The 603-nt window shown below is 67.0% G+C and carries 1 protein-coding gene; it reads right to left on the reverse strand.

Annotation, left to right across the window (positions count from 1 at the left end; translation table 11 throughout):
- Positions 1–603, reverse strand: a 603-nt coding sequence (locus tag KNW02_RS20720; protein ID WP_216035059.1) for a chromate transporter, incomplete at both ends; no start/stop codon positions are given.

The following is a 603-nucleotide window of genomic DNA, read 5'->3' on the forward strand; positions in this document are numbered from 1 at the left end:
CCATCAGCAGGACGAAACAGGCGAGCGCCAGCGCAAAGTCACGCAAGTCTCCAATGGCGCTGGTGAAGACGGGCGAATAGAGCGCCGCGCCGAGAATGCCGACGACGGCGGCATTGGCGCCCTGCATCAGCGATCGGGCCTGTGGCATGGCGCGGAATCGATCCCAGAAAGGCAGAACGCCGATCAGGATCAGAAAGCCGGGCAGGAACACTGAAAGAAGCGCAATGACCGCCCCGGCTACGCCATTCGGCTGAGGCTCCAACACCGCACCGAGGTAGGCGGCAAAGGTGAAGAGCGGCCCGGGCACCGCCTGCGCCGCTCCGTATCCGGCGAGAAACTGGTCCGATGTGACCCAGCCGGGTGCGACGACCCCGGCCTGTAGAAGCGGTAGGACGACGTGGCCGCCTCCGAACACCAGCGCGCCGGCACGATAGAAGCTGTCGATCACCGCCAACCCCTGGCTCTGGCCAGCAAGAAGCGGCAGCAGAACGAGCAGGGCGAAAAAAGCAGTGATTGCTGCGGCCGCGCCCCCGCGCGACACCGGCATCGCGACATGGCCGCCGACCGGCACCCCCGACCCGCGGCCAAGCGCCAGACCGGCAA

The sequence above is a fragment of the Paracoccus marinaquae genome (assembly GCF_018860165.1).
Taxonomy (GTDB): domain Bacteria; phylum Pseudomonadota; class Alphaproteobacteria; order Rhodobacterales; family Rhodobacteraceae; genus Paracoccus; species Paracoccus marinaquae.